This window comes from Litoribrevibacter euphylliae (genome assembly GCF_042646085.1).
In the GTDB taxonomy this organism is placed as follows: Bacteria; Pseudomonadota; Gammaproteobacteria; order Pseudomonadales; family Litoribrevibacteraceae; genus Litoribrevibacter; species Litoribrevibacter euphylliae.
Window position 1 is genome coordinate 936985 of record NZ_JBHRSZ010000002.1, and the last position, 26663, is coordinate 963647.

Sequence of the window (26663 nt, forward strand, 5' to 3'; positions counted from 1 at the left end):
TTATGAAAGAAGCCGTTTACTGCATCCGATCTGCTGCCCTGAGCCACCAAGGGCAGCAATCCATCCAACCTTTTACCGCAGCTTATTTACCTGCGGTGAAAGTTGTTGCAACGGTGATAGCCACAATACTGGCCTTCCTCTGTACAGTTTTCTTACCCTCCCAGTCATTTGCCAGCCAACAACCCGATCCGGAATTAAAACAACGTCTGTTATCTGCCGTGAACACCCATCATGGTTTCAAAGACAGATTCGATGCTGATGTCTGGTTAACCGACATGTCAGGCCGCTTAAAGCGTTACATCAAAGACGATGAAACCCGGATGAAACTTCTCATCAACATCCATAAAGAAGCCAGCATTGCAGATCTAAACCCTCAACTGGTGATTGCCGTTATTCATGTGGAAAGTGGTTTTGATCGCTTCGCCTTATCCCGAGTCGGGGCTCAAGGCTACATGCAGGTGATGCCTTTCTGGAAAAAAGAGCTGGGCCGGACGAACGACAATCTAATGAATGAAGCTACCAATCTTCGGTATGGCTGCACCATTCTCAAATACTACATCGATAAAGAAAAAGGCGATTGGCAACGAGGCTTAGCTCGATATAACGGTAGCCTTGGGCGAACCAAGTACCCGGAAAAAGTTTTTAAATTTATGGATAAGTATTGGCAAGTAAATTAAGGAACCTCTGACCAACAAACACTTCGATGCGCTGCTAATCGTGTCACGATATACCTACCGCTAGTAAATCTCTTACAAACCACTCATCCGTTTTCCTACTCCATCTAAGTAATTTCAGTCTAGTCTCATTTAAATGAGTTCTAGACAATTAAAAAGTTGTAATCACGCAAATACAAAGCCGTATGCTGCGGGATAAGGAGATCGAATGCAGCAGCCGTTACGACTGACAGTTCCAAAAATACACGAATTAGATCGGGGATCACTCTACTCTGATCCGCACGAGCTCGGCCAAATTTTACGAAACCTTCCATTCGCCGATATGCCGTCGGCAGTGATGAAATCCGTTAACATTCTTTCCGTCATCAATCGCAGTCAGATTTCTTACCAGCTACGTCTCAAGCTAATGCATGCTTTTGACGTTCCCTACGGCGTTTGTCATTTGTTTTACACCCCTCAATGCCCTGAACAACTTGGCATCATTCGATCACGCTCATTACAGGAACAAGATGCTTTCAGAGAATTCACTCAAGAAATGAGTTATGGCTATAAACAGGTATTAATGGATGCTCTGACCCATAACGACAAAAAGCGCGCCTTTATTTCACTCTTCGCATCCTTCTATTACATGTCGTCGCTGCTGATGTTGTTTTACAGCGTACATCAGGTACAGCCATTGAATATCTGGGGTGAACTGCATCGTCTATACAAGCTTGCAGAGGAAATGGAGTGGACGCGTATGCCACAAAAATACATTGCACTCGCCAAAGGCATGACCTTAGAGTGGATGTATAAGAAGTCCCTGTTGATGTTTACCGCCGATCCCTACCATATGGAAACCGCTCAGAACTGGCTACTGAACCACTATTTAAGCAAATGGAGCTATTGCGCAGAGCTCTTACCCTATCGCCAACAAATCGACGTTCCGCATTTTAATATCGACCTCAGTCGGAATTATGCCATCAGTGGTGATTTCAACGGTGCCAAAGACAATGAATATCTCCGAACACTGACAACCAATGGCTTAGTCACCACGGCCACCAAACACATAGATCAACTGCATCACGGGATTGATACCCATTCTCTCGGCTTTATCCTCAACCCTAATCGCAGCGAGGCCGAGCAGGTATTGGAGAATGCAGTAGACCACTGGGCACAAAAATTTAAACGAAGTGAAACTCGTAGCCGGTGTGCCATCCCTGCCACCATGACGATGGGCTTGTACCATTGCCACAAAGACCTTTCCAAATCGACGATAAACAGCGACAAATCGTTAATGGAAATCAAACTGATAGATTCAAGCCCTCATGGATGCTGTGTGAGAGTTTCAGGCAACACACATCAAGAAATCATTATTGGTCAATTGGTCGTTATCCACCTCAGCCGAGCGTCGCAGAATCAAGGACTAGAAACCTTTGCAGGCATTATTCGTTGGGTGGCACAGGACAAATATAAGGGCTCAAAAATCGGCGTTAAGTTCCTGCCTGGCTTGATAAAAACGGGCTTTGTTCGTAGCTTATCTGGCTCAGAAGTCGCTCAAAAAACCCATCCAGCCATCATTATTGTGGACAAACAAAGCGACAGAGACTTTTCTATCATCACCAGCCCTAGCCTGTATCTCTGTGGAAGAACCTATGAACTTAACACCATTCAACCGCAACGCCGCTATCTGATCAAAGCCAGTACTTTATTAAATCACACTCGTTCTATGGATCATTTCAAAATTCATGCTGCCCATTAAGCACCATTGATGTCCTCAGACGTTTCTCACCTTCGAAGAATTCAGTAGAATACCCCAAATATTTTTTTCGAGGTTTGACATGTCTTCAGTAACTATTTACCACAATCCACGCTGCTCTAAATCTCGCCAAACACTTCAACTGCTTGAAGAACAAGGCATCACACCTGAAGTTCGTCTTTATCTGCAAGACGCCCCCAGCGCTCAAGAACTTCAAGAGGTATTACACAAGCTAGGTATCAGTGCACGTGAATTACTTCGCACCAAAGAACAAGAGTACAAAGATCTGGAATTGAAAGACGCGGCCAAATCAGACGACGACATCATTAACGCAATGATTTCACACCCTAAATTGATCGAGCGCCCTATCGTCATCAAAGGTGAACAAGCGCGTATTGGCCGTCCACCAGAACAAGTGCTGGAGATCCTTTAATGCAACCCTATGTGCTGGTTTTATATTACAGTCGTAGCGGCCATGTCGCTGCGATGGCGGATCAAATTGCCCGAGGCATCGAGGCCGTTTCAGGCATCGAAGCCCGTTTAAGAACGGTTCCAGCCGTCTCCGCCAATTCAGAGCAAACAGAACCAGCCATTCCTGAAGACGGTGCCATTTTTGCCACCTTGGATGACTTACGTGAATGCAGTGGTTTGATCATGGGCAGCCCCACCCGTTTCGGCAATATGGCAGCGCCGATGAAGTTCTTCCTGGATTCGACCTCATCCGTATGGCTATCGGGTGATTTAGAAGGCAAGCCGGCTTCCGTTTTTACATCTACAGGCAGCCTGCATGGCGGACAGGAAACAACGCTGTTAACTATGATGTTGCCTTTATTGCACCATGGCATGGTTATCTCAGGCATTCCTTATTCCAACAGCGAACTGTCTTCAACCGCCACGGGTGGAACCCCCTACGGCAGCTCACATCTTGCAGGTAGCCAAGGTGAACACAGCTTGAGTGAAGACGAAAAAACCTTGTGTTATGCCCAAGGAAAACGCTTGGCCGAGATCGCTTTGAAACTGGCGCGCTGAAACTTACACTCTGAATGTTACGAATCAAAAGCTACGGCACTAAAACGAAAGAATGGGTGAAGCGGGCATTTAATTCCCTAAGCTTCACCTAAGAATGACACACTTAAATAAGGCTACGCATGACGTCTTTTTATAAAAAAACACAGGCCGCTTTCTGGTTACTTTTTGTCGGCCTACTCGGAATTTTTATCTACAACAAACTGGTAATGCCTGAGCAAGTTGAGAAAATCCAATGGATTCTGTTGGCCTTCCAAACTGTGCCTTTATTACTGTTTGTTCCGTTTTTACTGAAACCAACGTCAAGAACCTTTCAGTGGTTCTGCTTTATGTTGCTGCTCTACTTCTTAATCGCCGTATTAAATATCTTCTACCCAGGCATGTATTACATTGGCTTAGCAGAAAGCATCGTGGTGGGGCTGTTGTTCACGGCATCCATGATGCTAGGGCGCTGGAAAATGCGAGGGATGGACACCGAGTCCAACTAGCATAGAAAATTCAATACTAACTTAATAAATTCAAAACCAGCTTAGAAAATCCAATACTGCAATAAGTCGGTATTGGAATGAGATGAGAACCTCGATCGAGGTTCTCAATCAGATGGCTTAGAAATCAAACTCATCTTCGACTTGAGCTACCCACTGAGCCACTCGCTCATCCGTTAACTCGGGTTGCTGATCTTCATCAATAGCCAATCCAACAAACTCTTTGCCATCTTCTGTTAACGCTTTTGAAGCTTCAAACTCATAACCATCAACAGGCCAATACCCCATCACAGCACCGCCTTGATCAATCACCACATCGTGAAGCATGCCCATTGCATCCAGGAAGTAATCGGCATAACCAAACTGATCGCCAAGCCCAAACAGAGCCACCAGCTTACCGGAAAAATCAACAGTACCCAGTTCCTGCCAGAACTCATCCCAATCGCTTTGAATTTGGCCGTAATCCCAGGTTGGAATCCCCAGAATCAGATAATCGTATTCGCTGAAGCTGTCTTTCGTAACGGCGGCAATATCGTGCATTTCTACCGTATGCTCATCCAAAAGATCTCGAATCTTTTCAGCAACGGTTTCTGTATTACCTAGACTCGAACCATAAAACAATCCAATCGTAGCCAAAAAACACCTCATCGAAACGTAGAGAAGAGAGTTTGGAAATCTCCGAACAAACTCACCTTAGAAATTTTGCCGACATTCTACCGCAATCTTTTTTCTTAAACACGCCAGAATGACCATTGTCTTCGATCCGTCATATTTAGAAGCCACAATGAATATGAATTAAGGCTAAGACTGCTCAAGGATGCGCATCATGAAAGATCTTGCTGAATTAGAAGAAAGCATTGCCAAAAAGTTTCGTCCTTGGTTTATCAAAGACATACAACTGCACCCTTCCTCCGATTGCCTTGAAAGCGTGATCAACAAACACACTAACCTATTGTGCATCATGAATCACGGCGGCTTTTACGGCCCTTGGGCCGCGGCACTGGCCTACCATTATTTGTTCTTGAATCACGGCGGCCATGCACGAAAACCAACCGGGGTGGCTTGGCGAGGATTCTATAACTTACCTATTTACAAGCAAGTCACGCGCTATCTAACTCAGCTGGAACACCCTCTGGATTACCCCGGTTGCCAAGCCATTCTCACCAACAAAACCTTCAATGATTTGATCATTCTTCCGGAAGGCACCAACTGCCATTACTTTAATGGCCGAGAGCTGCAACCCTTTATTAGCCCACGCTTTATTGAACTCAGTATCGAAACTCAAACACCGCTGCTCTTGTTTGTACATCAGGGCAGCGAACACTGGAGCGTTCCCGTCAAGATGCCAGAACGGATGATGCCACTGACTCGATTGCTCCCCAAGCGCTATCGAGAAGGCCTCGAACGCAGCCGCTTGATCAATATTCCACACATGTTGAGCGGCAGTATTCCTCAACTCAACGTGCTCTGTAAGCTCTACCACCCCAGCATTCACCCTTCCGTGTTGCGAGATAGAGCATTCGCCAAGGACATCATTACTCAAGAGGCGTTAAAGATTCGACGCATGATGCAGAACCATTACGACTGCTTAATCGAATCACAGTTAAGCCGGCAGGCAGACAGTGAATTAGAAATGTCTATCACGCATCCCTGTGCAGAAGTTGCCTAAGGATCGCGTAAGAGTTGGGTAGTGAAAAGACAGATCTCTGTCTGCGAAAGAATCACAGACAGGGAATGGAAGGATAAAAGACGTCGGTTGGTGAAAGGCCATCAAAGAGCAACAAGATCCTCCAAGTAAATACTCAAAGCCTGGCAATTTAGTTGTTCTTCTCTCGAATGTGCAACAAAGACTTTCCACTGCGTATCGTACTGCATGACTCTACTCCTAAGTGCCAGGGTCTTTTGTTGCTGTAAAAGCACACAACGCCCCTGTGTTTTGTTATTTAGATTAAGGCAAGCTCTGAATACAAAGCCGAATACCCCGAATCACTGATTAAAAAGTAGACAACAAACAGAAATTAGATTGTGACCCAGATCACAGGCGTACATTTATTAACCAAAGAATTACATTAAGCAGACGATGGCAAATCAGCTTAGGAAAGACTAGATATCGCTGATTGCTTATATTTTTTTGGGTATTCCAAACGGGTAAGCGTCCCAACATCGCACTTCAAATCTTTCCAATCCTCGATATCTAATTCGAGAAAGGCCATTCCGCAAGTAGGAAGGTTTTCCAGATCTTCTCCGGTAATGGTAAAAATCAGATCCGTTAAGCCAGGGTTGTGACCAAACACCACCACGTTCTGCCACTTGTTTTTTATCTGACGTAATTCAGTTAACAGATGGTGGTAATTGGCATCATAAAGCTGCTCATTAAGTTTCAGGCTACTGAGTGAACGATTACAATATTGACCAAATATTTCTGCCGTTCGGACAGCACGCGTTGCCGGACTGGACAACCAGAGGTCGCTCTTTTCAAGCGCTTTAGACGTGTGCAGGGCCATCATAGGAGCATCTTGAGTGCCGCGTTTATTTAACGGGCGGTCTTTATCAGCAAGCCCTTCATACTTCCAACTGGACTTTGCGTGACGAACTAATATCAATTGCTTCATGATCTACATCCTGCCGTTTCATGCTGATAAAAGAAAAAAAGGGGTAAAGAAAAAGTAGTTCTTTTTCTTGCCCCCAAACAATTATCTCACATCAACAAGGAAACCGAGTCAAAGCGTGATCCTTTCAATAATCACGAATCCGGCTCAGTTATATGACCAAAGCCAAGGAGTTCAGGACTAAGCTCATATTGGTGACGAATGCTAACAAGGTGATATGTCTGTTTCATGACAATCATTTAAGAAGTTAAACACTCATAGGTGGCATTGATTAATTTTTCCGCTCTTGGGTCCACTAAAATATACGGCCCCATATAGTTGTGAATGTAGCCAAACCCAAGCTGTTGATCTGGGTCGGCGAAACCGATGCTACCGCCCGCTCCAGGATGCCCAAAGCTTCTTGAACCACCAAACTCAGCCAAGCGACTGCGTTGAGACATCATAAAACCATTACTGAATCGAGTATCCGTATGCAATACCGGATCATACCCTTTGGCGGTTTCGGTCCAACATAACGGTAAAGTTTCCGGCTTAAGTAAGCGGTAACCATTTAATGAACCACCATTCGCCAGAGCACCATACAGTTTCGCCAGAGCACGGCCATTGGTATGCCCATTAGCTGACGGTAACTCCATGGTTCGCCAAGCTTTGGAGTTGGTTCCCCGCTGTGCGGACGGTGGGTTAGCAAAGGCTTTCGAAGACACACCTGTTGGATTTTTCATAATTTCTTTGAATAAGGAATCAACCATCGGATCCCCTTTTACAGGGCGACCACGTTCGATCTTAGCACATCGACTAAACTCACTTTCAGGCGTACCAATAAAGCAATCTAAGCCCATCGGCTGAACAATTTCTTCTTGCAGATACTGTCCCATGGTCATGCCTGTCGCTTTACGGAACACCTCACCAATCATCCATCCGAAAGTCAAAGGGCAATAACCGTGTTGGCCATAAGGCCACCAAGACGCTTGTTCAGCCACGGCGTGACACATGTAATCCCAGTCATACAAGTGCTCTGCCTGCACCATCGCATCAATGGCAGAGACACCGGTTTTATGAGACAAAATATCTGAGATTTTCAGATGAGATTTCCCTTCCTGAGCAAACTCCGGCCAGTAATCCACAATGCGATCATTGAGGCTGAAACGCCCTTGCTCGACGGCACGTAACACACAAATTGCAGCAATACCTTTGGTACAGGAAAAGGCATTAGCAATGGTTTCCTGTTGCCACCCTTGCTGTTCATCCGCATCCGCAATCCCACCCCAAAGATCAACTACCAGCTCACCTTTATGCACTATGGCAAGCGACGCACCTCTACTGTCGTCACTCATCAATAGCTGTTCAAAGGCTTCTCTGACCAAATAAAACTCGGGTACTACAAATCCATTTACCATCGACATAGCGTTACAACACCTAACATTTCGTTTCAGATTTTGTGTTCTTCCACATAACAGTTTAAGACACACTTCTGGGGGAACTACTCATAAGCACACTCATCATAAGCACGCTAAAAACGCTTGTAGTTCCTTATATAAGTTCAATAACTTCATGCTCCATGAAGCATTTATTCAATTTTCTTCTATGCTGATTAATGCTCAGAGTAAAAGTATGAAGTATTTGTCCTGACTTGCCACTGTTCACAAATGCCTCATCAATGATTTGAACTAAAATGACAAATATATTGCCACGAAGTCCCCCTCTTTTCCTGGCAATTCATGCAGTAAGGAAGAGATTTAATTTATGAGCGCTGCAAGCATTCCGTCAAAACAAGAAATGGAGTCCGCCTACGAGGTCATTAGAAAATTAAGAATGCCCTCGGTGCCAGATATTATTACCGAAGTTCAAAAACTCCTGCAGGAACCCAACCTGCGCATAGACGACATCACCAACCTCATTAGCCAAGACGCAACCCTAACCGGTGAAGTGCTAAAAGCAGCGCGTTCTCCGCTCTATGGTTTATCCGAAGACGTTACAACCATCTTTCATGCAGTTAAAGTATTGGGCGTCAAGCGTCTCAATGAAATTACCATAGCCGTAGCGCTGAAAGCCTCTTTACACCCGATGAACGCGTTTCACGCCAAACTTTGGGAAGAAAGTATGTTGGTAGCAGCCGGTTGCGCATGGTTGGCCAGCGCGTCTGGTCATGTGGATCGAGATGAAGCTTACCTGGCAGGTCTTTTCTCAAATATTGGCTGCATGCTGTTATCCCAAGGCAACAAAAAGTATGAAATTCTCTATGAAAAGGCCAGAGCGTATCCGCTTACCACACACGAACTAGAGGTACGACTGATGAACACCAATCATTCCGTGGTTGGGTTTATCGTGGCTGAACTGTGGAGTTTGCCAAGTCGCGTGTGTAAATCCATTTATCATATGCACGATGCCAGCATCACCCCCGAACATGTCGATGATTTAGGTACACTGATCAGCGTCATTCGTATTGCAACCGGCTATATGGAACGAGTCCGCTTAGTAGACGTTCCTGAAACCATGGAATTCTTGAAATTCCACGATGCCGCGCGAGAAGAAATCATGATGGAAGAGGCCACCTATGAAGAATTCTCCGAATATATGGAAAGCTTAATCTAATCTCAGTAGAGTAGCTGCTTGTTCAATAGGATAAGCAGCTATGATTGGTATTTTTGGTTCTGCCTTTAACCCACCCACACTTGGTCATAAAGACGCCATCCTTCAAGCGGCTCAAGACTGCAATAAGATTCTTTTGGTGCCTTCCGCCAGTCACGCCTTCGGGAAAACCATGCTGCCTTACGAATTACGATATCGTATGTTGATGGGCTTTATTCAGGACATTCAACCCGACGTGAGTTGCGAACTTGAAGTCTGCGACATTGAACACCAGATGCTTAACGAAGGAATGACGCCCATATACACCTTTGATGTTATGGATCGATTAGAAAGTGAATTAAACACAACAAAACTGGCCTTTATCATGGGGCCAGATAACGCCAACCCAACGACTTGGCAAAAGTTTTACAAACACCAGGAGATTGATGCTCGCTGGAAGAAAATCATCTGTGACGAACAAGCGCCCATTCGAAGTACCCTATTGAGAGACAAGATAGCAGACAGAGCCTCTGACCAAGAGCTACTGACCTTCACTACACCATCTGTCGTAAATCTTATTCGTGCTGAACGTCTGTATCAGAAGAACTGAATATACGATCACGTTCAGCCAGCTCTGTTGGATTTAGCACTCAGCCAGCTCGGTTAGATTTAACACTCATCCAACAGCGTAAACTGAATGCCGTTTTCAATCAGTCGATCCAGCAATAACTCACCAAAGGCCGAGGCCGGTGTTAATACGCCATAGACAGGCTCCAGATGATCCCGATCCTGAATTAACGTTAACGCCGCCTGAGTAATGATTTTCGCCGTTTCACCATAGCCCGGATCACCACCACGAACCGTTGCCACCACTTGATGCGAACCAGATCGGGCATCGACCGTGACTTTAAACCAGGCGCGTTCTCTATCCCCATCGGTTGGCCCGTCACCATCAGGAAATAATTCCAACAGTTTCTCCCGAGTCCAGGACAATTGAGCTAAACCAATCGCCGCGGTAACGCCACCCAACGCCACCATCAACTTAGGCAGCGATTTGATTTGCAGATAATGGCCATAGGTAAAGTTGCGCCCATACTGCTCAAATAATTCGGCAGATCGCCGCACCACTTGGCTATCGATACTTGGCAGAGGCACAACCCAACTGCGCAATTTAGGCGAAAAATGAAGCTTAGGCCGAGCAATCTTAATTCGACGCCCATCCACAGATTTACCATAAGAGAAAGCTTGCCACAGGCTTTTCAAATTCAATGAGTATCTGAGCCGAGACATAATAGAAATCAGCGAACGCCAAGTGCCACTGGACACTTTACCGCCCAGATTAACGTAGGTGTTTACAACCACATCTTTTCGCATCAAGTCGTCACATTGTTCACTTAACTGTTGAACCGCGAACAGTACGCCCAGATCATGGGGTACACTGTCAAAACCGCAGGCATGGATGAGACGACACTTTGTTGACCGAGCCACCATATCGTATTTCGGATACATACGATCAACAAATTCATTCTCACCGGTGAGATCAAGATAATCCGTCCCATTCTCTGCACACGCTTTGATAACTAACTCGCCAAAAGACATATAAGGGCCAACGGCAGAAATCATGACTCGACTCTGTTCTGCCAACACCATCAAAGCAGGCTCATCAAAGCAATCGGCCACTTCTATCGATAAGGCTTCATTCGCACGATCTACTGCAACCATTTCCTGTTTAAGCAGCTGCAGCTTTTTATGATCTCGTCCGGCAATGGCAATGGACAACAAGGGTTGTTGTTTATGACTTTCCAATAAAGCTTGGCATAAATTAATCAGAATCAGACGCCCTGTGTAGCCCGTTGCGCCATACAGAGTGATGTCATATTTTCGGGGTGTCATAGGTTCCCTCTAATATTGTAAGATCCGTTCAAGAAACCTCTAAATCAGTGTCTTGCACAAAATGATATACTAGGTTCATTTTTTCGAAGATTGACACACACACATCAATTGCGAGCCCGTCCTAACCATGCATACGTCTGATACTAATCATAGTCAAGATCCGCACGCTCTAAACAAGAATCATCCAGAAAAAAGTTCTCAACAATCCAGTCAGCCAGTACTGCAGAATCCAAGCAGTAATACGCTATGGTATCCCTACGCGCAAATGCAAAACCTGGAATTAAATCTGGAAGTGGTGGAAGCCAATGGCGTCTATCTCACCATGAAAGACGGTAAGCAACTCGTGGATGGCATTTCATCCTGGTGGTGTGTGACTCATGGCTATAATCACCCGGAATTGAACCAGGCTATGTTTGAACAAGCCCAAAAGTTCAGTCATGTCATGCTGGGTGGTTTGAAGAACCAAGTGACCGAAAGCTTCGCCCAGAAGTTAGTCGAGATTACACCCGACGGTTTGAATCACGTGTTTTTCTCCGACAGTGGTTCCGTTGGTGTCGAAGTAGCGATCAAGATGGCACTGCAATACTTCTTTAATCAAGGCAACCAAAATAAAACACGCATTGTGGCACTGGAACGCGCCTATCACGGAGATACCACGGCCTGCATGTCAGTTTGTGACCCCGCAGAAGGCATGCACAAGATGTTTCATGGCATTACGCCAGAACAATTCTTCTTACCAGCACCGACCAGCGGCTTTGCGCCATCAGAAGACGCATTAGAGAAAGAAATAGCTCACGCGAAGACATTATTCGAAGAGCACGGTGATACCATTGCAGCCGTTATTGTAGAGCCGCTGCTACAAGGGGCTGGCGGCTTTAATATCTATTCACCAGAATACCTCAATCGACTAAAAGCCTTGTGTGAAGAACACAATATTCTGTTGATCTTCGATGAAGTGGCCACTGGTTTTGGTCGTACCGGTAAACTCTTTGCTGCCGATCACACCAATATCTCACCGGATATAATGGTGCTCGCCAAAGGTCTGACCGCAGGTTATGTCGGCCATGCAGCCACTATTGCCAGCACCCAAGTATTCAATGCCTTCCTGTCGGACAGCCCATCCAAAGCCTTCATGCACGGCCCAACCTTCATGGGTAATCCATTAGCGTGCGCCATAGGTCTTAAAGCCATAGAGATTTTTGAGCGCGACAACTATCTGGAAAAAATTGCCACGATTGAGTCTATTCTCAAAGAAGAGCTACTAGGCTTCGAGCACGATGAAATCGTAGAAACCCGAGTACTGGGCGCAACCGGTGCCATTGAAGTCAAAGAAGCCAGATTTCATCATGGCATCCAGGAATTTGCAGCGGAACGAGGGGTTTGGATTCGCCCGTTCGAACGCTACATTTACACCATGCCACCATACGTGATCACGCCAGAAGAGCTAAGAAAGATCACCCAAGTGATGAAAGACTGGTTCCAACGAGAGCGTTAGTAGCTCCAACTTAACATATCCATTTCTAAAAAAGCCGCCTGAACTTAAACAAACTCAGGCGGCTTTTTTGTCATATCCAGACGTTACATCTTACGAACGTAAAGAATCAAGCTATGATCAATCAATTCAAAGCTATGCTCTTCAGCAATTTGATGCTGTAGCAGTTCAATATCTTGGTTACAAAAACACCATAGCCCAGCTTTTCTCCGCCTTATTGAGTCAGTATCCACTATATTAACCAACACCCCTCAACTCAATCGCAAGGATTCATTATGACCACACGTATTGAACGCGACAGCATGGGTGAATTGGAAGTCGCCGAACATGCTCTGTACGCGGCACAAACCCAGCGGGCGATCAACAACTTCCCGGTCAGTGGCCAAAGTATGCCACAGCCATTCATTCGCGCTCTGCTGCTGGCCAAGAAAGCGGCCGCTCAAGCAAACACTAAACTGGGTCTGTTGAATGAGGAAACCGGTACTGCCATCTGTAAAGCGGTGGATAACGTCCTGAGTGAAGAGAACTATATGCAGCACTTCCCTGTTGACGTGTTCCAGACCGGTTCCGGCACCAGCTCCAACATGAACGCCAACGAAGTACTGGCAACCCTGGCCAGCCGTACTGCAAGCACTACAGTGTCACCCAACGACCACGTAAATTACGGCCAAAGCAGTAACGACATCATCCCATCCAGCATTCACATCAGTGCTGCATTGGAGATTAACGAAAAACTGATCCCGGCACTGACTTACCTGGCTAACGCCATCAAGGCCAAAGCTGAAACGGTGAAAGATCAGATCAAGACGGGCCGAACTCACCTGATGGATGCAATGCCGGTTCGTATGGAGCAAAGCCTACTGAGCTGGGCAACCCAGATTGACCAGAACATCGTGGCCATCAAGAACACCCTGCCAATGATACAAAGCTTGGCACAAGGCGGGACAGCCGTCGGCACAGGTATTAACGCGCATGAAGATTTCGCTGAACAGTTCAATCAAGAACTCACCGACCTAACCGGAGTGACATTCACTAGGGCCGAAAATCTATTCACCCATATCGGTACTCAGGACATTGCCGTATCCGTTTCGGGCCAACTGAAGATGACAGCGGTGTCTCTGATGAAAATCGCCAACGACCTGCGTTGGATGAACTCTGGTCCGCTGGCAGGTCTGAGCGAAATCGAACTGGAAGCTCTGCAGCCAGGCTCTTCCATCATGCCAGGTAAAGTGAACCCGGTTATCCCAGAAGCAACGGCGATGGTGGCCGCTCAGGTCATGGGCAACGACACCACCATTACAGTGGCTGGTCAGTCTGGTAACTTCGAATTAAACGTCATGCTACCACTGGTTGCTCGCAACCTATTGGAAAGCATCGAACTGATTGCTAACGTTTCTCGCCTCCTGGCAGACAAAGCCATTACCAGTTTCAAAGTGAACGAGGACAGTCTGAAACAAGCGCTGTCACGCAATCCGATTCTGGTAACGGCTCTGAACCCGATTATCGGTTACTTGAAAGCGGCTGAAATTGCCAAGCAGGCGTACAAAGAAGGTCGCCCGGTGATTGAGGTGGCGTTGGAAAACACCGATTTATCGCGTGAAGAATTAGAGCGCCTGCTCGATCCAGCTAAGTTGACGTTGGGCGGCCTGTAATTAAGCTTGGAGCAGGAAGCCATGTAACATGCTTCCTGTTTCTGGGCATTTCTCAACCCATCCAACACTAATCGCTTCTTCTCTGCGACGAATTATTCGTACCGGTTCAAATCGCTATTTTTTGATCTCTGGGCGCATACTCAAACACATCCGAGTAACACGCTGCTTCCTTTAGGCCCCGAGATTTAAGCTGATCGATGGTGCCGTATACCATTTGCGGCGAACCACATAGATACGCCTGAACCCCTTTAAGATCATCAAAGTCTTCTTTAATCACTTGATAAATGTAGCCCGAACGTCCCGGCCAATCAGCACTGGCCGATTCCAAGATGGCAGTGAAATTAAGGTGTTTATACTGAGTTACCCAACGTTGAAACTCGTCGAGCAAGTAAAAGTCACCGACGTTTTTGTTCGACCAGTAAATATTTACATCGGCATCCGGTTGTTGTTCTAAAATTTCTTCCGTTAAACATTTAATCTTAGAAATGCCTGAGCCAGCGGCAATTAACACATGAATCAGACCAAGATCAGTTTGTAGAAACGCCCGTCCCATTGGCAATGTGACGGCGATATTCACATTAGTTTCTTTGAGTTCAGCAAGACGCGTTAAAACCTTCTCTGCAAAGTCACTGCTGTTTTGAATAAACAACTGTAAACGACGAGGTTGCTCTGGATTAAAGCGATTCGCAATGGAATAAGACAATGAATGAAACGCTCCATCACGATTTACATCCAGTTCAAGCTGAAGATATTGACCTGCCTGGTAATTCAGCGTTGTGCCATCAGGCGACACCAGCTCAACCTGAAAAGTGTCTTTACTTAAGGGGGTTATGCTCGTTACCTGACACGCATAGGTATTGATTGGGTTTTCTGTGACAGTGGCAGCTTTACTCATATGCAGACCCATAATTAAGAGTTCAATGATCAATTGCCAGAAAGCTTAGAGCACCTAGAAAATGAATAAAAATGGTATATTTTCACACATCGATTAGTTTTCCTCATAGTTAAAATCCACAGCTAACTCCACACCTCTTAACGTTATTGGTATTCACAACAGATGCTGACAACCATGAATAAACATCATGAATCTATGAGATAAAATCAATTTTTTTCATGCAAAGATCCAAGTATAACGTGTCCATTACCTCTTAGCGCTCGACAGTAAGACGACTGATTCAGAGTTAGACAGTCAGGGAAATCAGAACAGACGTTGATCGCCCATTCGAGCAATAACAGAACTCAGATTGGAAGAAACAGGATACCGATTACTATGAACACAGGTTTTACATACACCATTAAAAAAATCTGCTTTGATGAAAACTATCAACCATCGGACAACACCCGGATCACCACCAACTTCGCTAATCTAGCGAGAGGTGAAAGTCGCCAGGAAAACCTACGTAATGCCTTAAGAATGGTGGACAGCCGCTTTAATGCCTTGGCCAACTGGGATAACCCCAAAGGAGACCGCTACTCAGTTGATCTCGAAATCATCTCAGTGGATATGGATATTGAAGGCAATGGTCAACGCTTCCCTTCCATTGAAATGCTGAAGACCTACATCATTGATCATAAAACCAATAAGCGGGTAGAAGGCATTGTAGGAAATAATTTCTCTTCCTACGTTCGGGATTATGATTTCAGTGTGTTATTGCTGGATCACAATAAAGACCGATCAGGCTTTAGCATTCCAGACAACTTTGGCGATCTGCACGGAAAACTGTTTAAAGATTTTATCTGCTCAGACACGTACAAAGAGAATTTTAATAAGCCACCTGTGATCTGCCTGAGTGTGTCGGATAACAAAACCTATCACCGCACCGAAAACCAACACCCGGTATTGGGCGTTGAATACCTGCCAAATGAATCCTCATTAACAGAGCAGTACTTTAAGAAGATGGGCTTTGAGGTGCGCTATTTCATGCCGCCAAACAGTGTCGCGCCGTTGGCTTTTTATTTTGTGGGCGACTTACTCAGTGACTACACCAATCTTGAGTTGATCGGCACCATTAGCACGATGGAGACCTTTCAAAAGATCTATCGGCCAGAGATCTATAACGCCAATTCGGTGGCAGGCAATCACTACCAACCGAACTTGAAACATTCTGATCATTCATTGACTCAAATTGTTTATGACCGTGAAGAACGTAGCCAGTTAGCCATCAAGCAAGGCAAGTTTGCTGAAGAGAACTTCATCAAACCGTATCAATCTGTGCTTGAACAATGGTCTCAAAACTACGCGTAAGCCTCAGCTGAAGGAAGCCAACATGAACACTTCATTACCTAAAAAACCATTGCCTTCAAAAACATTGGTTTCGAAAACACTGCTACCTACCTCCACAGCGGGCAGCTTACCTAAACCGTCGTGGTTAGCTGAGCCAGAAACGCTTTGGTCGCCGTGGAAATTACAAGGTGAAGAATTAACGAGCGGGCAGCAAGATGCTCTGCGTATTACGCTGCAAGAACAACAAAATGCGGGCATTGATATCGTCAGCGATGGTGAACAAACTCGTCAGCACTTTGTTACCACCTTCATCGAAAACTTGAGCGGCGTTGACTTTGAAAATAAGAAAACGGTTCGAATTCGAGATCGTTACGACGCCAGTGTGCCGGGCGTCGTTGGCCCTATCAGTCGACGTAAATCGGTGTTTGTGGAAGACGCTAAGTTTCTGCGTCAACAAACCGATCAACCGATCAAATGGGCATTACCCGGTCCAATGACCATGGCCGACACCCTGTATGATGACTATTACCAAGACCGCGAGAAATTAGCGTGGGAATTTGCCAAAGCATTAAACGAAGAAGCTAAGGAATTGGAAGCGGCGGGGGTGGATATTATCCAGTTTGATGAGCCAGCATTTAATGTCTTCCTCGATGAAGTGAACGACTGGGGCATTGCCGCTCTGGAGAGAGCCATCGAAGGGCTTACATGCGAAACCGCAGTTCATATTTGTTATGGCTACGGCATCAAAGCCAATACCGATTGGAAAAAAACCTTGGGTGCCGAATGGCGACACTACGAGCAAACCTTCCCAGCCATCCAGAAATCCAATATCGACATTATTTCGTTGGAATGCCACAACGGTCGCGTTCCCTTTGAAGTGTTAGAAATGATTCGTGGCAAGAAAGTGATGGTGGGTGCTATTGATGTCGCTACCGATACCATTGAAACCCCGGAAGAAGTAGCCACCACCTTACGGGAAGCACTCAAATATGTGGATGCAGACAAACTCTACCCGTGCACCAACTGTGGCATGGCACCGCTATCACGAGAAGTGGCACGAGGTAAATTGAGAGCATTAAGCGCTGGTGCTGAGCTTGTTCGAGAAGAGCTGGTTCGAACAAAGAAAGAACAAGAAGATCATGCCGCTTAACAAGTAGCTTGGGAACCGCTGAAAAAACCATCAATAACAGAAGTAATCATTAATGAGCATCATCGAATTCATCACCAGTAATATCCCTACCTTTTTAGCACTGCTTGCGACCGGCGTCTTCGCCGGTATCCTGGCAGGCTTGCTAGGCGTCGGGGGCGGTATCGTCATCGTGCCTGTGCTGTTTTTCTTATTCCAAAGTTTTGGTGTCTCGCCGGAATCGGCCATGGTGGTTGCTACAGCAACCTCGTTAGCCACCATCGTCCCCACGTCTATTAGCTCCATTCGCTCTCATAACCAAAAAGGCAACGTGGATTTTGACCTGTTAAAGCGCTGGTCGGGATTCATTCTTATCGGTGTATTAGCGGGCAGCTGGTTAGTCACCCGTGTAGACGGTACCTGGTTAACCGCGTTGTTTGGTGTCATCGCAACACTTTCTGCGCTCAATATGCTGTTCAGAACCGGAAAGTCGGCGTTATTCCAGCAATTGCCTGGCACAGCAGGGCAAACGACCATGGGAACCTCGATTGGTTTTTTCAGTTCTATGGTCGGTATTGGCGGCGGTACTATTTCTGTGCCCTTGCTAACACTCTACAACTACCCTGCTCACAAAGCCGTGGGGACAGCGGCTGCAATCGGGCTAATCATTTCGTTACCGGGGGCGTTGACCATGCTAGCTATGGGCAGTACACCAAACGATGCACCTGCTGGAACCTTCGGTTTGGTCAATCTCATTGGCTTTATTTGTATTGTGCCGCTCACCGTATTGTTTGCCCCTGTCGGCGCATCACTGGCGGCTAAATTAGATGCTGCAAAGCTGAAGAAAATCTTTGCCATTGTGTTGCTGATCACCGGCTTGCGGATGTTGGCTCAACTTTTCCTGTAAGCCTTTTTCAGACGTTAGGCGTGTGAAACCGTCCTAACGTCTAACTAGTGTGGCTCACCATTTAAATGAATAAAAATGATACACTTATATAAATTCATTAATTTCATTCATACACATCATGATCGAACATATTCATCTAAAGATCGTACAAACCGTTGATCAGCACGGTTCACTCACTGCAGCCGCAAAAGAACTCTGCGTCACCCAGTCAGCTCTGAGCCACGCCGTACGTAAACTGGAACAAAATCTTGGTACTGACATATGGTTGCGTGAAGGACGTAGCTTGCGCCCGACCCAAGCCGGAAAATATCTTCTTCATATCGCCAACCGTGTACTGCCACTGCTGGATCATGCGGAGAGCAAACTCAAACAAATCGCTCAAGGCGAACGCGGTACCTTGCGCATTGGAATGGAGTGTCACCCTTGCTATCAGTGGTTACTGAAAGTGGTGTCGCCTTTCCTGGACGCCTGGCCAGATGTAGACGTAGACGTAAAACAAAAATTCCAATTCGGTGGCGTGGGTGCGCTGCTGGATTACGAAATTGACTTACTGGTGACACCAGACCCCTTCTACAAAAGCGGCCTGTGTTTTAATCCTGTCTTTGATTACGAGCAAGTCTTGGTTGTGCCTAAGCACCACGCCTTAACCACTCTGCAATACGCTCAGGCAGAAGACCTGCGCGATCAGACATTACTGACGTATCCGGTGTCCACAGATCGACTGGATATTTACACCCAGTTTCTTAATCCGGCAGGCGTGGTGCCCAAGCGTCACAAAACCAGTGAAACTACCGACATTATGTTGCAGATGGTGGCAAACAACCGTGGTGTTGCCGCACTGCCACGTTGGTTAGCGGAAGAATATTGCGCCAAGTTACCACTAGCGGTGGTGCGCTTGGGCAAAGAAGGGATCGCCAAACAAATCTACCTCGGTACCCGCGAAAACGACCATAACATCGAATATTTAAGCGCATTCATTGAGTTGGCGCGTAATTACAAACATCCCCCGGAAGCCAATAGATCCTCAGGGAGCTGAACCAAAAAAGGGTTGGACCATAGAAAAGGGCTACCCAATAAGAGCAGCCCTTTAGAATTTACAAGAATGTCAGACTTGGTCTGAACTTATACCATTTAGAGTTTGTTTTCCACAGAGGCCAGTTTTTCCTCAATGGCTTCCACTTGTGCCAGACGTTGTTGGCTTTCTTGCTGATGACGAATTTCTTCAGCCGCGAAAACAGACGCTGCAGACAAGCTACCTACGGCCATAACCAACCCTGCTAGAAAATTACGAATGCCTTGTATGTTCATCGTCTTTCCCTCTTGTTGAGTATTTTTGGAGCCTTTCTTTAGGCTTTTCTGAAGGCTCACTAAGTAAGACTGACACCCTACCAAGAGGTTCTGCAAAGATGTGTTAAGAACGTGAGCAATTGTAAGTATTAAACCGGCGGATCAATCTTATTCCCCAGAGACGTATTCACCCGATACCAACCCGCAATCGAATAACGATCTCGACTTGCTGGCAATACTTCATGCGGAAATTCCTCGCTCAAAAACACCACCACTGTACCGTTTAACGGCGTTACTTTAGTGCCTTCTCGATCCTGTTCATCTTGATACAGCACCAGTTCACCACCGTCGTCCAAAGACCAACCCGAGTTAAGATAAACCACCAAAGACAATACGCGGTTGGCTTCGCCTTTGAAGGCATCCAAATGACGTTTGTAGTAATCCCCAACGCGATAATGCGCAAAGTGGCTCTCGAAAGAAAACAGGCCTAAGAACAAGCGCCTGTTGAGGTATTGTTGCAGCCCGCCAGACCACTCCAGCCAGAGTTTCCCTGCACTTGATTCACCGGTGATCCAACAAATCTCGTCGGTACGCACAAACTCACTTTGCACATAATCTTCACCCCGACCAATACCAGCATCGGAGAATTTCTGGGCGTCGATACTCCGCACCTGTTCCAGCAGTGCTTCGTTTAAGAACGGCGGTAACGCCACCGGATTAATGCTGTAGCCACGCTGTTCAATATCGTCTGCTATACGAGCAAACAAGGTTTCATTCGTTGAGTTGTCGTCACTCAACAGTGCACGTTTAGTGATGCCCACTGTTTTCTGCCTATACAAAGGTCAACTGACCAAATAGAGGAATTTCGGCTCTGAAAGTAATAGATTCAGTTCCGAGCAAATATATAACCTGACTTTTTACGCAGCATCGAGCACTCACGAACCAAAAGTTCAAGAGCACATCAACAAGCTAATTTAGCGGTTACGTTAAATAGTCAATCCACGGTGGGGTGATGCTTAGGCACATCAAGGACTGACGGTTTGGGCTTCCCACATGAGTATTGGGTTCCCTGACTATTTATACTGATTTGAGTGCAGAGGCAAGACTTTTTATCGTCTTGCACTGTTAAGACCGCGGTGCATCACACAGAAAGCAGACAAAGCCTACTTAATGGCATGAGCGATAAACTTATGAACGTCATCAATCGGTTCCGGACGCGCAATGGCCGGACTGATAAAACCGGGCGCGGTTAAAAACCCTTTTTCAATCAAACGACGAACAATCGGCAGATGGGCCATAGACACTTTACCTGCCAACAAATGCGTAAAGTCCGTCTGAGTTTCAGAGGCGTGCAACATTTGGTGGAAGCCCTGCAAGTAGAGATAATCCTTAGTGAATCCACCTCCGCGATAGACACGCGCGGTAATGGTGAAGGCCAATTCATCCGCCACACCATATCCGTTTCTCAACAGGGAAAAAGTCCGTTTGAAGTCTTTTTCCTGAATCATGGATTGCACAGCCACCACGCGCAGCGCAAGAATTTTCAGCCGTGGCAAGGTCAAACAACCGGAGAGATATTCACACAAAATCGCCAACCCTTCCTGAGTGGTGGTGTTCACTGGCGACCCCAACGACAAGACCTGCAAAGGCTGGTTACGAGCATTCAACGTCGTCACCAGATGCACTCCCAGCTCATGATGCGCCAGCGCTTTGGTTTCCACCGCAGAGGCCAGAGCACCTGTATTGATTTTGACCGTCAAACCCGACACCAAGGCATTAGCAATCATGGAATCGTCGAGCTTGATTTGATACTGATACCCTTCCTGTATGGCAAAGGCTTCAAGACGACGCTGAATTTCCTCAGCGTTCAATAACTCCTCCGCCCTTGGGTCGAGATCATCCGGAAGATGCAGAATAAACCGCGCATTACCGATGTCTTTTTCAGAAGGTTCACCGTAATAGCGCAACGCATCGTAAAGAAACTCCGGCGTCCCTATCGACTTATATTGGTCAAGCTTATCCACATAGGATTCAATAACGGAGCTGTACAGACTGATCAAGTCATCGTCTTTTAATTGTTCAACCGGCAAATTAAACAAGGCGCGTTTTCGCTGAAATAAATCCAAGCTGTGATCTGCATAGGCAAACTGAGGGTTTACCGAAAAGTTTGAAGCAAAAAAAGCATCCCGCTCTTGTCGGTAATTTAATGGTGCGACCGCATCAAGAATGTTGATACCTCGCACTGCCGAGAATAAATCCTGATCTAATTGTTTAACAGCAGCACTGATATTGGCAGCAGTTTCAACACCCTTTTTATCAACGTTAGAGCTCACGAGTCACCCCTCCTATAGGCCCAAGGGCTGGAGTGTACGCACTTATCAAGCCCTGGCATATAAGTATTTATCAATGTAAGAGCATCTATGAAATCAAGCGTTCACAGCATCGTCTTTCTTTTCATAAAAACCACGATATACCCCATAACCATAGGTCAGGATAAAGGCCAGCGCGATAGGTAAGGTCAACCAGGAGAACAGCCACGCCACCACCAAAGCCAAATTCACCCAAACCACTTTTGTGGCGGTATTGGCACGGCTACGAATCATCCCCGGTATTGCACGTGACGACACCATAGTCACACTGTGACACAGGAACACCAGAATCAACCAGACTTCAGCTTCAAAAGAAAAGAGCGACGATAACAACAGGACAAAAAGCAGATGACGCATGAGTTCATTAGTCGGCGATCCTTGTATCTTAGATGCGGGATCAAGCCGCGCCGTTGAACGGAGAATAGCAGCCCCAGCCGCTAGCAATGACATCACCAAGACTGCACCACCAAAGTGAACACCTACGGCTAATGCGATCATGCCATGCGCCACCGCATCACAGACGTTATCCAGATGTGCGCCAAACTGGCTTCGGATATTCATCTTCGCTGCCAGAATGCCATCGAGGTCATCCATGATGTTGTTGTAAATGATCAGAGGAATCAGATACTGGAACCCGCCGTCCATAAACAACAAACACAAAGGCAGAACCCCCAACACGGACACGATATTGGCGGCATTACGATATAAAAAGTGCTGTTCAGTCATAACCCTTTATCTTGGATAAATGTGTTCAAAATGAGCGTCGAGTAGCCACTACTCTGCTGGTTCCAACAAGAAAAAGTGATTCTCTAATTCAGGGAATGCAACGTCTAAGGCTTTAGGTATTTTAGTGATCCAAGGGTTGGTCAGTCTTAACCCCAAATAGGTCGCACGCCCGACCAAAGACAGCATCTGAGCTTTCTCTGGCACATGCTTTTTCCATTTCTTAATCAACTCACAACCGGTCTGCATCAAAATGTAAGGGTCATTTGGCTGTACAGTTTTAACGTGATAACCACACTCTTGAAACAGTTTTTGATAGTGCTCCACCGAGCGATAGATCACCGAATATTCACCTTGCTTGGTGATGGATTGACCCCGTACCGTCGATTCCCGACACAGTACTTTTCCGGCGCCCGAAACATTCGCTCTGAAGCTTTGAGTACGTCTCAAATTGTTAAGCAAGCTCACCACATCTGTGTCATTCAGATACATTAATAACCCGCCCAAGAACGCCACATCAAAGGGCTCTGAAGGCTGGTAATTAAGTACATCAGCATGATGAGTTTGAACGTTTGATAACCCGGAACAGCGACTGAGCAGCTCTTGATACAAGCTTTCGCTGCCTTCCACCGCTTCTACACGGGTAAAACGTTGAGCGAAAGCCTCCGCCCAAAAACCTACGCCACTGCCTAAATCCAACGCCATATGCTGGCTATCGAGATCAGCCAATAACTGATCCACAATCTTAAGCTCTTCTTTGAAGCGATAATCCCCTGCGGTTTGGGGAAAGCCAAAGCCATCCATCATATATGGCCCCATAATGGAGGGCTGTACTGAATTGAAATAACGAGTTACTGCGGCTGGATCAATATTTTCCGTCTGACTTGTCACAAAGAATCCTTCCTGAAATTGAGATTAACGACTTGCGGTGATATGACGCACTAGCGGTTCATCCGTATCATAGCCATACAAATGGTTCGCCGCGTCTAAGTCTTCCAAGGTGTCGATTTCATACCAGGCGTTCTTACGAAACTCGACCACTTCAAAATCCAGCCGGCCTTCTGCCACCAAATCCGCAAACACCACTTCGTAATACCCGTTAAGCTCATTATTTGCCACATAGGATTCAAGACGTTCGAGAATTTTCTGCCATGAAATGTAGGATAAACTGCAGATATTGACGGTCTTGAAGAAACGATTGGTAGAGAGGTTTTTACCCAAATAAAACCGCTTGGCATGGCACTGCTCATCAATTTCCAGCATGGTGCCATTCATCCAGGGCAAAGGGCTGGACACCGCGATTCGATCTGGCTTGAGCATGTCTTTCAACATCGCCGTTTCGAACACCAAGTCGCTCTCTAATAACATGAAGTCTTCTTGGATTTTTTGCTTAGCCAACCACAGAGAGTAAATATTGTTGGTGGAGTCGTATTGGTGATTCACAACAAACTCCAACTCAAAATCTGACGCGTGTTGCTCTAAATACGCTCGTACTTGTTCACCTTTATAGCCAATCACCACCACTAACCGTTTGATGCCATGCAACCGCAAATGTTGAACAAGACGATACAAGATCGTCTCACCCGCTACAGGCGTAAGGCATTTAGGCGCATCAAGAGTTAATGGTTGGAGTCGGGTACCACAGCCAGCGGCAAGTAATACAGCAGAGGAGATAGTATTTGAATCAAGTTTAGTGTCATGCATAGTGCTTCCCTTCTATAAACAACAATTCTACAAAGGAAGATAGAATCGAGAAGATAGATTGAGCTTATACACATAACATCAACAAAAGTGACATTAACAAACGTGAGAAGCGCCCAATCCGTCGGACAATTTACTTCACCAGAACTTCCTAAATCTGATGAACATCACTGTACTCGTTACACTCTGAGTTCTTGGTATTCGCTGGATACTAAAAAAGAGAGCTATAACAGTACGCTTAGATAAAGATGAGCGTGATCCTATTTATGGAATCCCACACCCATCTCTCGGTCGGAGAAACACCCGCTGGCGTTGCAAAACTTGTTCTATCGCCCACAACCGGAAGGGTCGCAGGATGCTCTTAAGTTGAATGTGTGATGTGAGAATTATCATTATTATTGAACCGCATACTTACTAACAATTTTAGCGAAGGTGCCGTTGCTTTTTATCGCATCCAGTGCTTTCTGGAAACGATTCACAACGTCATCCGACGTGTTCTTATTAAAACCGTAGTAGTATTCTAGTCCACTATTCAATAATAGCGACTTTTCAACTTTTGCTGGATCGAACCCGGCTTTCTGCAAACCATAAATGGTAGTGAATTCCAGACCATAGATAAAATCGACACGCTTTTTGTATAGCAGCAGATAATTGCGCGTTTGCTTATCCACTTGATGGATGTTCTTCTTCAGATCGAACCCTAGATCCAACAACTGCTGTTCACCTGCTTCGCCACGCACAGTACCGATCATGTAATTTTTAGCATCGTCGAAGTTTTTGACTTTGATGTCGTCACGCGACTTTAACTTCCATAAGTAAATTTCACGGGGGGCAATTGGTCCAACCCACTTGAACTGATCTTCCCGTTTTTTACTGCGAGCCATCGTGAACACCGCCGTGTTCTCTTCCTCTTGAGCCAACTTATAAGAACGATTCCAAGGAAAGATTTTAATATCGGGCTCTTCGCCCAAATGCGCATACATGGCCTTAAGAATATCGATTGAATAACCAGTCAAACTGCCATCTGGTTTGGTATATTCAAATGGAGGCCACTCGGAAGCCAAAAAACGAACTGGCTTATCAACAACAGCGGCAGAAGCCTCATTAGCAGCAAGCGCTACATTGGAAACAATGCATGAGATGAACAAACTTACGAAAAGAGCCAGTGTTTTCATGGATTCGTTTTCTCTTTAGATTGGTAATTTAGTACGAGAAAGAATAGGTGGTGGGCATACTATGGTCAAAGAAAAATCGAATCAACTGTAAAAAATTAAATCTCAGGGTCTAAAAGGCGTCTCTAGGAAAGACTCGGACTTTGCAGTCATTCTATCCCTGTCTATGGTTATAAAGGACCCCTGATGGTCACCCGTGCTCACAAACTGTACGAGGCAAAATCATGATGCATTTGATTAATAAGACCCTGTTGACCCTAGTTAGCGCCCTACTCTTAGTCTCTCACGCTCATTCAGATACCATCACCATTCGCTCCGATGTGTGGTTTCCGATGAATGGTGAGCCTGGCTCTGCTCAGCCTGGCTATATGATTGAATTAGCTCAAACCATCCTCTCAAAACATGGGCACACCGTTGATTATCGTTTGATGCCATGGGAACGGGCGCTCAACGAAGTACGACTTGGCACCGAAGACTGTGTGGTGGGTGCCTATAAAGAAGACGCTCCCGACTTTATCTTTCCGGAAGAGCATTGGGGAATGGATAACTCTGCCTTCTATATCAAAAAAGGCGGCCCTTGGCGTTACACCGGCCTCGACTCATTAGATACAATCAAGCTGGGAGTCATCGGAGGATACGCTTATGGCGATGAATTCGATGAGTACGTCAAACAAAACAAGCATGACAACATTCAAACCGTAAAAGGCGACAACGCACTTGAGAAAAACATCAAGAAAGTCATCGCTGGTCGTCTGACCACCTTTATTGATTCGCCATTGGTGGTTGCCGCAAAGCTCAAAGAAATGGGCATGGAGGGTAATATTGATGAAGCCGGAACACTCGGTGACCCCAGCCCCATGTACATTGCGTGTTCACCGGTGAAACCCAATAGCAAAGACTATATAAAGCTCATCGACGACGGCACCAAAGCTCTAAGAGCCTCAGGCGAGCTTGATGCCATCATGGCGAAGTACGGCTTGAAAGACTGGAAATAAACTTAGGGAACCTCTGAACAAG

The 26663-nt window shown here is 46.0% G+C and carries 27 protein-coding genes; 15 read left to right on the forward strand and 12 right to left on the reverse strand.

The annotated features are described in order from the left end of the window. The first annotated feature begins 2 nt into the window (after positions 1 to 2). From ACFOEK_RS05870 to ACFOEK_RS05890, 5 genes are all read left to right on the forward strand, one after another. Positions 3 to 677 carry a lytic transglycosylase domain-containing protein gene (locus ACFOEK_RS05870; RefSeq protein ID WP_386717527.1) on the forward strand — a complete coding sequence of 225 codons (675 nt, stop codon included), beginning with the start codon at positions 3 to 5 and terminating at the stop codon, positions 675 to 677. A 205-nt stretch (positions 678 to 882) separates the two neighbouring features. Beyond that, positions 883 to 2415 (forward strand): hypothetical protein, encoded by a 1533-nt coding sequence (locus ACFOEK_RS05875; RefSeq protein WP_386717530.1) that lies wholly within the window; start codon positions 883 to 885, stop codon positions 2413 to 2415. A gap of 79 nt (positions 2416 to 2494) precedes the next feature. Continuing rightward, positions 2495 to 2845 carry an arsenate reductase (glutaredoxin) gene (arsC, locus tag ACFOEK_RS05880; protein ID WP_386717533.1) on the forward strand — a complete coding sequence of 117 codons (351 nt, stop codon included), beginning with the start codon at positions 2495 to 2497 and terminating at the stop codon, positions 2843 to 2845. Continuing rightward, positions 2845 to 3441, forward strand: coding sequence for an NAD(P)H:quinone oxidoreductase (gene wrbA, locus ACFOEK_RS05885; protein ID WP_386717536.1), 597 nt, complete (start codon positions 2845 to 2847; stop codon positions 3439 to 3441). The genes arsC and wrbA overlap by 1 nt, the downstream gene beginning before the upstream one ends. 119 nt (positions 3442 to 3560) lie before the next feature. Then, positions 3561 to 3926, forward strand: coding sequence for a DUF2069 domain-containing protein (locus tag ACFOEK_RS05890; protein WP_386717537.1), 366 nt, complete (start codon positions 3561 to 3563; stop codon positions 3924 to 3926). A gap of 117 nt (positions 3927 to 4043) precedes the next feature. On the opposite strand, the gene fldB is transcribed toward ACFOEK_RS05890, so the two are convergent. Then, positions 4044 to 4559 carry a flavodoxin FldB gene (fldB, locus tag ACFOEK_RS05895; RefSeq protein WP_386717540.1) on the reverse strand — a complete coding sequence of 172 codons (516 nt, stop codon included), beginning with the start codon at positions 4557 to 4559 and terminating at the stop codon, positions 4044 to 4046. A gap of 190 nt (positions 4560 to 4749) precedes the next feature. Between fldB and ACFOEK_RS05900 the strand changes: the two genes are divergently transcribed. After that, the gene (locus ACFOEK_RS05900) at positions 4750 to 5592 is read left to right on the forward strand and encodes a hypothetical protein (RefSeq protein ID WP_386717543.1); all 843 of its coding nucleotides are present in this window, start codon (positions 4750 to 4752) and stop codon (positions 5590 to 5592) included. Between the two features lie 424 nt (positions 5593 to 6016). On the opposite strand, the gene ACFOEK_RS05905 is transcribed toward ACFOEK_RS05900, so the two are convergent. Together ACFOEK_RS05905 and ACFOEK_RS05910 are read right to left on the reverse strand one after the other, a co-directional pair. Continuing rightward, positions 6017 to 6535 carry a SixA phosphatase family protein gene (locus ACFOEK_RS05905; protein WP_386717546.1) on the reverse strand — a complete coding sequence of 173 codons (519 nt, stop codon included), beginning with the start codon at positions 6533 to 6535 and terminating at the stop codon, positions 6017 to 6019. Between the two features lie 236 nt (positions 6536 to 6771). Then, positions 6772 to 7935: a serine hydrolase domain-containing protein gene (locus ACFOEK_RS05910; protein ID WP_386717548.1), complete on the reverse strand. Its 1164-nt coding sequence runs from the start codon at positions 7933 to 7935 to the stop codon at positions 6772 to 6774. Positions 7936 to 8275: 340 nt separating this feature from the next. On the opposite strand from ACFOEK_RS05910, the gene ACFOEK_RS05915 reads away from it, so the two are divergent. Further along, positions 8276 to 9124 carry an HDOD domain-containing protein gene (locus ACFOEK_RS05915; RefSeq protein ID WP_386717551.1) on the forward strand — a complete coding sequence of 283 codons (849 nt, stop codon included), beginning with the start codon at positions 8276 to 8278 and terminating at the stop codon, positions 9122 to 9124. A 40-nt stretch (positions 9125 to 9164) separates the two neighbouring features. Further along, positions 9165 to 9710 carry an adenylyltransferase/cytidyltransferase family protein gene (locus ACFOEK_RS05920; RefSeq protein ID WP_386717554.1) on the forward strand — a complete coding sequence of 182 codons (546 nt, stop codon included), beginning with the start codon at positions 9165 to 9167 and terminating at the stop codon, positions 9708 to 9710. A gap of 59 nt (positions 9711 to 9769) precedes the next feature. On the opposite strand, the gene ACFOEK_RS05925 is transcribed toward ACFOEK_RS05920, so the two are convergent. Further along, positions 9770 to 10993: a saccharopine dehydrogenase family protein gene (locus ACFOEK_RS05925; protein ID WP_386717557.1), complete on the reverse strand. Its 1224-nt coding sequence runs from the start codon at positions 10991 to 10993 to the stop codon at positions 9770 to 9772. 127 nt (positions 10994 to 11120) lie between these two features. On the opposite strand from ACFOEK_RS05925, the gene bioA reads away from it, so the two are divergent. Further along, positions 11121 to 12488, forward strand: coding sequence for an adenosylmethionine--8-amino-7-oxononanoate transaminase (bioA, locus tag ACFOEK_RS05930; protein WP_386717560.1), 1368 nt, complete (start codon positions 11121 to 11123; stop codon positions 12486 to 12488). Between the two features lie 269 nt (positions 12489 to 12757). Beyond that, the gene (locus ACFOEK_RS05935; protein ID WP_386718579.1) at positions 12758 to 14137 is read left to right on the forward strand and encodes a class II fumarate hydratase; all 1380 of its coding nucleotides are present in this window, start codon (positions 12758 to 12760) and stop codon (positions 14135 to 14137) included. Between the two features lie 106 nt (positions 14138 to 14243). On the opposite strand, the gene ACFOEK_RS05940 is transcribed toward ACFOEK_RS05935, so the two are convergent. Next, entirely contained in the window at positions 14244 to 15032 is a 789-nt protein-coding gene (locus tag ACFOEK_RS05940; RefSeq protein WP_386717563.1) for an NAD(P)H-flavin reductase, read from the reverse strand. Positions 15033 to 15407: 375 nt separating this feature from the next. Here ACFOEK_RS05940 and ACFOEK_RS05945 point away from each other — a divergent pair, with 375 nt between their 5' ends. From ACFOEK_RS05945 to ACFOEK_RS05960, 4 genes are all read left to right on the forward strand, one after another. Further along, a complete protein-coding gene (locus ACFOEK_RS05945) occupies positions 15408 to 16382 on the forward strand; it encodes a DUF1852 domain-containing protein (protein ID WP_386717566.1) in 975 nt (324 codons plus the stop codon). A gap of 22 nt (positions 16383 to 16404) precedes the next feature. Further along, positions 16405 to 17511, forward strand: a complete 1107-nt coding sequence (locus tag ACFOEK_RS05950) for a methionine synthase (protein ID WP_386717569.1) — start codon at positions 16405 to 16407, stop codon at positions 17509 to 17511. Positions 17512 to 17563: 52 nt separating this feature from the next. After that, entirely contained in the window at positions 17564 to 18394 is an 831-nt protein-coding gene (locus tag ACFOEK_RS05955) for a sulfite exporter TauE/SafE family protein (RefSeq protein ID WP_386717572.1), read from the forward strand. Between the two features lie 118 nt (positions 18395 to 18512). Beyond that, the gene (locus tag ACFOEK_RS05960) at positions 18513 to 19430 is read left to right on the forward strand and encodes a LysR family transcriptional regulator (protein WP_386717575.1); all 918 of its coding nucleotides are present in this window, start codon (positions 18513 to 18515) and stop codon (positions 19428 to 19430) included. Between the two features lie 95 nt (positions 19431 to 19525). Here the strand turns inward: ACFOEK_RS05960 and ACFOEK_RS05965 are convergent, their stop codons facing one another. The 7 genes from ACFOEK_RS05965 to ACFOEK_RS05995 form a co-directional block, all read right to left on the reverse strand. Beyond that, positions 19526 to 19702 carry a hypothetical protein gene (locus ACFOEK_RS05965; RefSeq protein WP_386717578.1) on the reverse strand — a complete coding sequence of 59 codons (177 nt, stop codon included), beginning with the start codon at positions 19700 to 19702 and terminating at the stop codon, positions 19526 to 19528. A gap of 128 nt (positions 19703 to 19830) precedes the next feature. Then, on the reverse strand, positions 19831 to 20502 hold the full coding sequence (locus tag ACFOEK_RS05970; RefSeq protein WP_386717581.1) for a 2OG-Fe(II) oxygenase: 672 nt from the start codon (positions 20500 to 20502) through the stop codon (positions 19831 to 19833). A gap of 342 nt (positions 20503 to 20844) precedes the next feature. Further along, positions 20845 to 22014, reverse strand: coding sequence for a flavohemoglobin expression-modulating QEGLA motif protein (locus tag ACFOEK_RS05975; protein WP_386717584.1), 1170 nt, complete (start codon positions 22012 to 22014; stop codon positions 20845 to 20847). 93 nt (positions 22015 to 22107) lie between these two features. After that, on the reverse strand, positions 22108 to 22776 hold the full coding sequence (locus ACFOEK_RS05980; protein ID WP_386717587.1) for a CDP-alcohol phosphatidyltransferase family protein: 669 nt from the start codon (positions 22774 to 22776) through the stop codon (positions 22108 to 22110). A 48-nt stretch (positions 22777 to 22824) separates the two neighbouring features. Continuing rightward, positions 22825 to 23664, reverse strand: a complete 840-nt coding sequence (locus tag ACFOEK_RS05985; protein WP_386717590.1) for a class I SAM-dependent methyltransferase — start codon at positions 23662 to 23664, stop codon at positions 22825 to 22827. A gap of 24 nt (positions 23665 to 23688) precedes the next feature. Continuing rightward, positions 23689 to 24477 carry a phosphocholine cytidylyltransferase family protein gene (locus tag ACFOEK_RS05990; RefSeq protein ID WP_386717593.1) on the reverse strand — a complete coding sequence of 263 codons (789 nt, stop codon included), beginning with the start codon at positions 24475 to 24477 and terminating at the stop codon, positions 23689 to 23691. A 392-nt stretch (positions 24478 to 24869) separates the two neighbouring features. After that, on the reverse strand, positions 24870 to 25649 hold the full coding sequence (locus ACFOEK_RS05995; RefSeq protein ID WP_386717596.1) for a substrate-binding periplasmic protein: 780 nt from the start codon (positions 25647 to 25649) through the stop codon (positions 24870 to 24872). 221 nt (positions 25650 to 25870) lie between these two features. Here ACFOEK_RS05995 and ACFOEK_RS06000 point away from each other — a divergent pair, with 221 nt between their 5' ends. Next, complete coding sequence (locus ACFOEK_RS06000; RefSeq protein ID WP_386717599.1) at positions 25871 to 26641, forward strand: substrate-binding periplasmic protein; 771 nt, start codon at positions 25871 to 25873, stop codon at positions 26639 to 26641. The last annotated feature ends 22 nt before the right edge of the window (positions 26642 to 26663 follow it).

Excerpts from the sequence above, each read along its gene's own strand:
- ACFOEK_RS05950 (WP_386717569.1), top strand. The coding sequence starts at position 16,405 with ATGAACACTTCATTACCTAAAAAACCATTGCCTTCAAAAACATTGGTT.
- ACFOEK_RS05920 (WP_386717554.1), top strand. The coding sequence starts at position 9,165 with ATGATTGGTATTTTTGGTTCTGCCTTTAACCCACCCACACTTGGTCAT.
- ACFOEK_RS05900 (WP_386717543.1), top strand. The coding sequence starts at position 4,750 with ATGAAAGATCTTGCTGAATTAGAAGAAAGCATTGCCAAAAAGTTTCGT.
- ACFOEK_RS05995 (WP_386717596.1), bottom strand. The coding sequence starts at position 25,649 with ATGAAAACACTGGCTCTTTTCGTAAGTTTGTTCATCTCATGCATTGTT.
- ACFOEK_RS05960 (WP_386717575.1), top strand. The coding sequence starts at position 18,513 with ATGATCGAACATATTCATCTAAAGATCGTACAAACCGTTGATCAGCAC.
- ACFOEK_RS05875 (WP_386717530.1), top strand. The coding sequence starts at position 883 with ATGCAGCAGCCGTTACGACTGACAGTTCCAAAAATACACGAATTAGAT.
- ACFOEK_RS05910 (WP_386717548.1), bottom strand. The coding sequence starts at position 7,935 with ATGTCGATGGTAAATGGATTTGTAGTACCCGAGTTTTATTTGGTCAGA.
- ACFOEK_RS05955 (WP_386717572.1), top strand. The coding sequence starts at position 17,564 with ATGAGCATCATCGAATTCATCACCAGTAATATCCCTACCTTTTTAGCA.
- ACFOEK_RS06000 (WP_386717599.1), top strand. The coding sequence starts at position 25,871 with ATGATGCATTTGATTAATAAGACCCTGTTGACCCTAGTTAGCGCCCTA.
- ACFOEK_RS05965 (WP_386717578.1), bottom strand. The coding sequence starts at position 19,702 with ATGAACATACAAGGCATTCGTAATTTTCTAGCAGGGTTGGTTATGGCC.
- ACFOEK_RS05990 (WP_386717593.1), bottom strand. The coding sequence starts at position 24,477 with ATGCATGACACTAAACTTGATTCAAATACTATCTCCTCTGCTGTATTA.
- ACFOEK_RS05925 (WP_386717557.1), bottom strand. The coding sequence starts at position 10,993 with ATGACACCCCGAAAATATGACATCACTCTGTATGGCGCAACGGGCTAC.
- ACFOEK_RS05915 (WP_386717551.1), top strand. The coding sequence starts at position 8,276 with ATGAGCGCTGCAAGCATTCCGTCAAAACAAGAAATGGAGTCCGCCTAC.
- bioA (WP_386717560.1), top strand. The coding sequence starts at position 11,121 with ATGCATACGTCTGATACTAATCATAGTCAAGATCCGCACGCTCTAAAC.
- wrbA (WP_386717536.1), top strand. The coding sequence starts at position 2,845 with ATGCAACCCTATGTGCTGGTTTTATATTACAGTCGTAGCGGCCATGTC.
- arsC (WP_386717533.1), top strand. The coding sequence starts at position 2,495 with ATGTCTTCAGTAACTATTTACCACAATCCACGCTGCTCTAAATCTCGC.
- ACFOEK_RS05870 (WP_386717527.1), top strand. The coding sequence starts at position 3 with ATGAAAGAAGCCGTTTACTGCATCCGATCTGCTGCCCTGAGCCACCAA.
- ACFOEK_RS05980 (WP_386717587.1), bottom strand. The coding sequence starts at position 22,776 with ATGACTGAACAGCACTTTTTATATCGTAATGCCGCCAATATCGTGTCC.
- ACFOEK_RS05945 (WP_386717566.1), top strand. The coding sequence starts at position 15,408 with ATGAACACAGGTTTTACATACACCATTAAAAAAATCTGCTTTGATGAA.
- ACFOEK_RS05890 (WP_386717537.1), top strand. The coding sequence starts at position 3,561 with ATGACGTCTTTTTATAAAAAAACACAGGCCGCTTTCTGGTTACTTTTT.
- ACFOEK_RS05905 (WP_386717546.1), bottom strand. The coding sequence starts at position 6,535 with ATGAAGCAATTGATATTAGTTCGTCACGCAAAGTCCAGTTGGAAGTAT.
- ACFOEK_RS05940 (WP_386717563.1), bottom strand. The coding sequence starts at position 15,032 with ATGAGTAAAGCTGCCACTGTCACAGAAAACCCAATCAATACCTATGCG.